The organism is Variovorax sp. P4_D9, from assembly GCF_056401695.1.
On sequence record NZ_JBFUIU010000503.1, the window covers coordinates 1 to 6,725 of the forward strand.

Annotated in this window: 4 protein-coding genes and 1 pseudogene; all 5 read left to right on the forward strand. The window is 66.2% G+C overall.

The genetic code is table 11. The features are described 5' to 3' along the window. Positions 1-363: 363 nt before the first annotated feature. Entirely contained in the window at positions 364-2,133 is a 1,770-nt protein-coding gene (dhaL, locus tag AC1DY5_RS36755) for a dihydroxyacetone kinase subunit DhaL (RefSeq protein WP_478119410.1), read from the forward strand. Positions 2,134-2,215: 82 nt separating this feature from the next. Further along, positions 2,216-4,252, forward strand: coding sequence for a transketolase (gene tkt, locus AC1DY5_RS36760; protein WP_478119411.1), 2,037 nt, complete (start codon positions 2,216-2,218; stop codon positions 4,250-4,252). 29 nt (positions 4,253-4,281) lie between these two features. Further along, positions 4,282-5,391: a class 1 fructose-bisphosphatase gene (locus tag AC1DY5_RS36765; protein ID WP_478119412.1), complete on the forward strand. Its 1,110-nt coding sequence runs from the start codon at positions 4,282-4,284 to the stop codon at positions 5,389-5,391. A gap of 20 nt (positions 5,392-5,411) precedes the next feature. Further along, on the forward strand, positions 5,412-6,449 hold the full coding sequence (fba, locus tag AC1DY5_RS36770; RefSeq protein ID WP_478119413.1) for a class II fructose-bisphosphate aldolase: 1,038 nt from the start codon (positions 5,412-5,414) through the stop codon (positions 6,447-6,449). 67 nt (positions 6,450-6,516) lie between these two features. Next, positions 6,517-6,725, forward strand: a pseudogene (locus tag AC1DY5_RS36775) (phosphogluconate dehydratase); the annotation flags it as partial.

Consider the following 6,725-nt stretch of genomic DNA (forward strand, 5'->3'; position numbering starts at 1 on the left):
GGATCCAGCAAATGCTGCTTGACGACGTCCTTGAGATCGCAAGCCGCCTCATCACAACCAATCGCAATGTTCATGATTTCCTCAATGTATGGACACCCGGTCGGTGATCCAATGTTCACTAGATGATCAAAGTATCATGACCGCTCGAGCGAATGTCAAACTCGTGACCAACACTTCTCTTCAAACATCGAAGGCAAGTCATTGATTTGACTGAATTACTTGATATTTACTAGGACTTACCCCTAGATAAAAACAGCGCATTCTGGATTGACTCGCCGAATCTGCGTGATCACAATCGTCACAACATGAGCATTTGATCAATCGTTGCCGATTGTGACCCACCCCATTCGACGGAGACATTTCATGACGATGAATCGCGTAATCAACAATCCGGATCTGGTTGTCGAGGACATGCTCCAAGGCTGGCTGATCGCACATGCCGACACGGTGCGCGTCAGCGAGGGCAACGCTCGGGTAATACAACGGATCGGCGCACCGGAACGAGGCAAGGTCGGCATCGTGACCGGCGGCGGATCGGGCCACGAGCCGGCCTTCCTCGGCTATGTGGGCGACGGGCTCTGCGACGCGGTCGCTGTCGGGGAAATCTTCTCGTCGCCCACAGCCAAGAGCTTCCTTGACGCCGTGCGCGCAGCCGATGGCGGAGCCGGCGTGGCCTGCCTCTACGGCAACTACGCGGGCGACAACATGAACGTGAAGATGGCCATGCAGATGGCCGCGCGCGACGGCATCACGGTCAGGACGGTGGTGGCCAACGACGACGTCCCCTCGGCGCCGAAGGGCGACGAGGCCAAGCGGCGCGGCGTCGCTGGCGAGATCCTGATGTGGAAGGTGGGCGGCGCCAAAGCCGCCATGGGATGCAGCCTCGACGAAGTGATCGCCGCCGCACAGAAAGCCATCGCCAACACCCGCAGCATCGGCGTGGGCCTGTCAGCCTGCGTGATCCCGGCGGTCGGCAAGGCGAATTTCCACATCGAGCACGGCACGATGGAGGTCGGCATCGGCCATCACGGCGAGCCTGGCATCGACGTGCGGCGCACCGCCACCGCAGCCGAGATGGCCGAGATGATGCTGGATGCCATCCTGCCCGACTTGCCCATCGTCGAAGGCGATCGTGTGGCCGTGTTGATCTCCGGTCTGGGCGCCACGCCGGCGATGGAGCAGTACATCCTCTACGGCGAGGTGGCCCGGAGGCTGGCCGCGCGCGGCGTCGCGGTCGCCTTCAACCTGGTGGGCAACCTGTTCACATCGCTGGAAATGTTCGGCGTGACGTTGACGCTGATGAGGCTGGACGACGAACTCGAGGCGTGCCTGAAGGCGCCTTGCCGGTCGATGGGCGTCACGGTGGAGGGCGTTCGCAGCACGCGCACCTATTCGAATGAGCAGATCTCCGCGATCGCGCCGCAGGCCGTAGTGGCGCCGTCAGGCGTGCGCGCCTCGGCCGCGCCGCGCACGGTCGAGGGCCCGGCCCTCACGCTCGGCCAGGCAGGCGGCCTGGTGCGCGATCTGATTGCCACCATCGTCGAGCACCGCGAGTTCCTGAGCGAGATCGACGGACTGATCGGCGACGGCGACCACGGAATCAACATGGCCAAGGGTTTCTCAGGCTGCGGCGCGCGCCTGGACGCGATCGGAGATGCCCGCGCCGCTTCGCTCCCAGCGGCGATGGAGCAGTTGTCGCAGGCATTGATGGATGACATCGGCGGATCCATGGGCCCGCTGTACGGCAATTTCTTCCTTGGGTTCGTCAACACGTTGGAGCCCTACACGCAACTGGACGCCAAGCTGTTCGGCGAAGCCCTAGCCGCAGCGGTAGCCAACGTGCAAGGCATGGGCAATGCCCAGGTGGGCGACAAGTCCCTCATCGACACCCTGGTGCCGGCCCGCGATGCCTTTGCCGAGGCGCTGAAAGGCGGAGCCGGCTTCTCCGGCGCACTGCAGGCAATGAGCGCTGCGGCCGAGGCCGGCAAGGACTCCACCAAGGATCTCCAGGCCCGCATCGGCCGTTCCGCCCGCCTGGGTCCGCGCTCCATCGGCGTGCTGGACGCCGGCGCTACCTCGTGCTGGCTGATCCTGCGCGCGATGGCGCAGTCCCTTCAGCGCCAACTCTCCTGAGTCTGCGATGTCGCGCAGTTCCGACCCGAGCCGCCTTGGCGGCGGCTCGTCCAACGCTTCCTTTGCCCACACGAATCGAGCCATGACCGCCCCGACCCGAAGCACCCTCGCCCACGCGCTGCGCGTGTTGGCCATGGACGCCGTACAGCAAGCCAATTCCGGACACCCAGGGATGCCCATGGGTATGGCCGACATTGCCGAAGCGCTCTGGCGCCACCACTTGGGCCACGACCCGGCACATCCCGATTGGCCCAACCGTGACCGCTTCGTGCTGTCGAACGGCCACGGTTCCATGCTGCTGTACGGCCTGCTGCATCTGAGCGGCTATGACCTGTCCATCGACGACYTCAAGTCATTTCGACAACTCCACAGCAGGACGCCGGGCCACCCCGAATATGGCTATGCGCCCGGCGTCGAAACCACCACCGGGCCGCTCGGTCAGGGCATCGCGAACGCGGTGGGAATGGCGCTCGCGGAGCAGTTGCTGGCGGCCGAGTTCAACCGCGAGGGCCACGCCATCATCGACCACCGCACCTGGGTATTCCTGGGCGACGGCTGCCTGATGGAAGGAGTGAGCCACGAGGCATGCTCGCTGGCCGGCACCTGGGGTCTGGGCAAGTTGACGGCCTTCTGGGACGACAACGGCATCTCGATCGACGGCCACACGGAGGGCTGGTTCGGCGATGACACGCCGGCGCGGTTTGCGGCCTACGGCTGGCACGTGATCCGCAGCGTCGACGGGCATGACCCGAAGGCGCTGGATGCGGCAATCGCCGAGGCCGCCGCGCAGAGCGTCAGGCCGACGCTGATCTGCTGCAAGACGACGATCGGCTTCGGATCGCCCAACAAGGCCGGCACACATGACAGCCACGGGGCGCCGCTCGGTGACGCGGAAGTTGCCGCCACGCGCGCGGCACTGGGCTGGACCCACGGGCCTTTCGAGATACCGACCGAGGTCCGCGCCGCTTGGGATACACGTGGGGCCGGCGCGAAGCGGCATGCCGACTGGGCCGCGCGCTTCGCCGCCTACGCGCGCGCCCACCCGGCCCTCGCGGTCGAACTCGAGCGCCGGCTGAAGGGCGAGTTGCCCGAAGGCTTCGACGAGCAAGCGCAGCGAGCCCTTGCGAATGTGGTCGCGAAAGGGGAAGCCATCGCGACACGCAAGGCCAGCCAGAACGCGATCGCATCGTTGGCTCCGGCGCTGCCCGAACTGCTGGGCGGATCGGCCGACCTGACGGGCTCCAACCTCACGAACTGGCCGGGCTGCGTCAGCGTCACCCCCGAGCGCCTGCGTGCCGGCAAGGGCGGAAACTACATGCACTACGGCGTGCGCGAGTTCGGCATGACAGCCATCCTGAACGGTGTGGCACTGCACGGCGGGTTGCGCGGCTTCGTTGGCACTTTCCTGATGTTCAGCGAATACGCCCGCAACGCGCTGCGCATGGCGGCGCTGATGAAGCTGAACCCGATCTACGTCTTCACTCACGACTCGATCGGCCTGGGTGAGGACGGCCCAACTCACCAGCCGGTGGAGCAGACCGCCACGCTGAGATTGATGCCGAACATGGACGTCTGGCGGCCCGGCGACGCAGTCGAGACGCAGGTGGCCTGGACCGTGGCCCTGCAAAGCCGCGACCACCCGACCAGCCTCGTGCTCAGCCGGCAGAACCTGCCACACCAGCCGCGCAGCACCTGGCAACTCCAGGCCATCGCCCGTGGTGGTTACGTGCTGAAGGAAGCCGTCGGTGGGGTGCCGCGCGCAGTGCTCATCGCCACCGGCAGCGAACTGGCGCTGGCCGTCGCCGCGCAGGCAGAACTGGAGCAGCAAGGTGTTCCGGTGCGGGTGGTGTCGCTGCCCTCGTGGTTCCAGTTTCGCCGGCAAGACGCCGCGTGGCAGGCGAAGGTACTGCCACCCCGAATTCCGCGCGTGGCAGCGGAGGCCGGCGTGACGGCCGGCTGGCGCGAGTTCGTAGGGCTGGACGGCGCGGTGATCGGCCTGGACAGCTTCGGCGAGTGCGGCCCGGCCGCGGCATTGTTCCAGCATTTCGGCATCACGACCGAGGCGGTCGTCGACGCGACCCGCAAGGTGTTGGGGCTGAACCCCCGGCGGATCGGGTGACCCGCATGGACGATCAAGGCCTTGCCACCATGCCGCAATCGCAAAGCTGGACGCTCGCACGCTATCTGATCGAGGAGCGCCGTCGCCTTCCGCAGGTCGATGGCGACCTCGATGCCCTGATTCTCGACGTGTCGATCGCGTGCAAGGAGATTGCCGTCATCGTCGGCCTCGGCGCGCTGGGCGACGGCACGCCGGCGCCGGCCGGCGGCGCCGTCAACGTGCAGGGCGAGGTGCAGAAGCCGCTGGACGTGATCAGCAACGAGTTGTTCCTGCGCCTGAACGAGTGGAACGGGCGCCTGGCCGGCATGGCCTCCGAAGAGATGGACGAGCCGTTCCAGATCCCGGCGCAGTACCAGCGCGGAAAGTACCTGCTCGTGTTCGATCCCCTGGACGGATCGAGCAACATCGACGTCAACATCTCGGTGGGCAGCATCTTCTCGATCCTGAGCGCGCCGAAGGAGGTGATCGAGAGTGGCCGCGACGTGATCGAAGCGGACTTCCTCCAGCCTGGCGCGAATCAGGTGGCCGCCGGCTACGCGCTCTACGGGCCGACGACGATGTTCGTGCTGACCATCGGCAACGGCGTCGCGGGCTTCACGCTGAGTCCCGGCTTCGGCGAGTTCGTGCTGACGCACAGGGACATCCGGATTCCGCCCGACACCCACGAATTCGCGATCAACTGCTCGAACAGCCGCTTCTGGGAACCGCCGATCAAGCGCTACGTCGACGAGTGCCTGGCTGGCAAGAGCGGCCTGCGCGGCAAGGATTTCAACATGCGCTGGATCGCCAGCATGGTGGCGGAGGCGCACCGCATCCTGATGCGCGGCGGCGTCTTCATGTACCCGCGCGACACCAAGGTTCCGAGCAAGCCCGGACGTTTGCGCCTGCTGTACGAAGCCAACCCGATCGGCATGGTGGTGGAGCAGGCCGGAGGCCGCGCAAGCACTGGATATCGGCCGATGCTCGGCGTGCCGCCGAGCGCGCTTCATGAGCGCATCGGCCTGGTGTTCGGCTCGAGGAACGAGGTCGAGCGGATCGAGTGCTACCACCAGGAATCGGCGTCGCGCGACAGCGGCATGCCGCGGCCGTTCGCCGAGCGCAGCCATGTCGGCGATTGCGGGCCCGCCACCGAATCGTGACCCCCCAGGAGAACCGCATCATGGCCCTCGTCTCCCTGCGCCAAGTGCTCGACCACGCCGCTGAGCACGGCTACGGCGTGCCGGCATTCAACGCCAACAACCTCGAACAGATCCACGCCATCATGGAGGCGGCGCAAGAGACGCAGTCGCCGGTGATCCTGCAGGCCTCGGCGGGCGCGCGCAAGTACGCTGGCGAGCCCTACCTGCGTCACATGGTGCTGGCTGCCGTCGAGGCGCACCCCGACATCCCGGTTGTGCTGCACCAGGATCACGGCGCCTCGCCGGCAGTCTGTCAGCAGGCGGTCCGCTCGGGCTTCACCAGCGTGATGATGGACGGCTCTCTGCGCGAGGATGGCTGCACGCCGGCCAGCTACGACTACAACGTCGAGGTGACGCGCAAGGTCTGTGAAATGGCGCACGCGATCGGGGTATCGGTCGAAGGCGAACTCGGCTGCCTTGGCTCGCTGGAAACCGGCGAGGCCGGCGAGGAGGATGGCGTCGGAGCGGTCGGGAAGTTGAGCCACGACATGCTGCTCACCGATCCCGCCGAGGCCAAGAACTTTGTCGCGAATACCGGCGTCGACGCACTCGCAATCGCCATCGGCACAAGCCACGGCGCCTACAAGTTCACGCGCGAGCCCACCGGCGACATCTTGGCCATCGAGCGGATCGCGCAGATCCACGCCGCGGTACCCAACACGCACCTGGTGATGCACGGCTCGTCCAGCGTGCCGCAGGAGTGGCTGAAGATCATCCGCCAGTACGGCGGCTGCATCAAGGAGACCTACGGCGTTCCGGTCGAGGAGATCCAGCGCGGCATTCGGAGCGGCGTGCGAAAGATCAACATCGACACCGACATTCGTCTGGCGATGACCGGCGCGATGCGCAAGGTGTTCGCCGAGCAGCCGAGCGAGTTCGATCCGCGCAAGGCAATGGCGGCTGCCAAGAAGGCGGCGCGCGACATATGCAAGGCGCGCTTCGAGGCCTTCGGCTGCGCCGGCCACGCGGTGCGCATCAGGCCGATTCCGCTCGAAGCCATGTCGGCCCGGTACGCCTGATGTCGATCGTCGGGAGCGATGCCCTCACGGTGCCTGGGCCGGGACCCTCTTTATGAAGGAATCTTCGATGCGTCTGCATCCAGTGCTTGCCGCGGTCACCGACCGCATCCGCGACCGCAGCGCGGCGTCGCGCGCCACCTACCTGTCCAACCTCGAACGGGCCCGCGCCAAGGGCCCGGTCCGGCAAGCGCTGGGCTGCACGAACCTGGCCCACGGCTATGCCGCGGCGCCATCCGGCGACAAGATCATGCTGCGCGAGATGCGGCAGCCCAACGT

Bases quoted from the DNA above. Each gene is read 5' to 3' on its own strand.
- dhaL (WP_478119410.1), top strand. From the start codon at position 364: ATGACGATGAATCGCGTAATCAACAATCCGGATCTGGTTGTCGAGGAC.
- AC1DY5_RS36765 (WP_478119412.1), top strand. From the start codon at position 4,282: ATGCCGCAATCGCAAAGCTGGACGCTCGCACGCTATCTGATCGAGGAG.
- fba (WP_478119413.1), top strand. From the start codon at position 5,412: ATGGCCCTCGTCTCCCTGCGCCAAGTGCTCGACCACGCCGCTGAGCAC.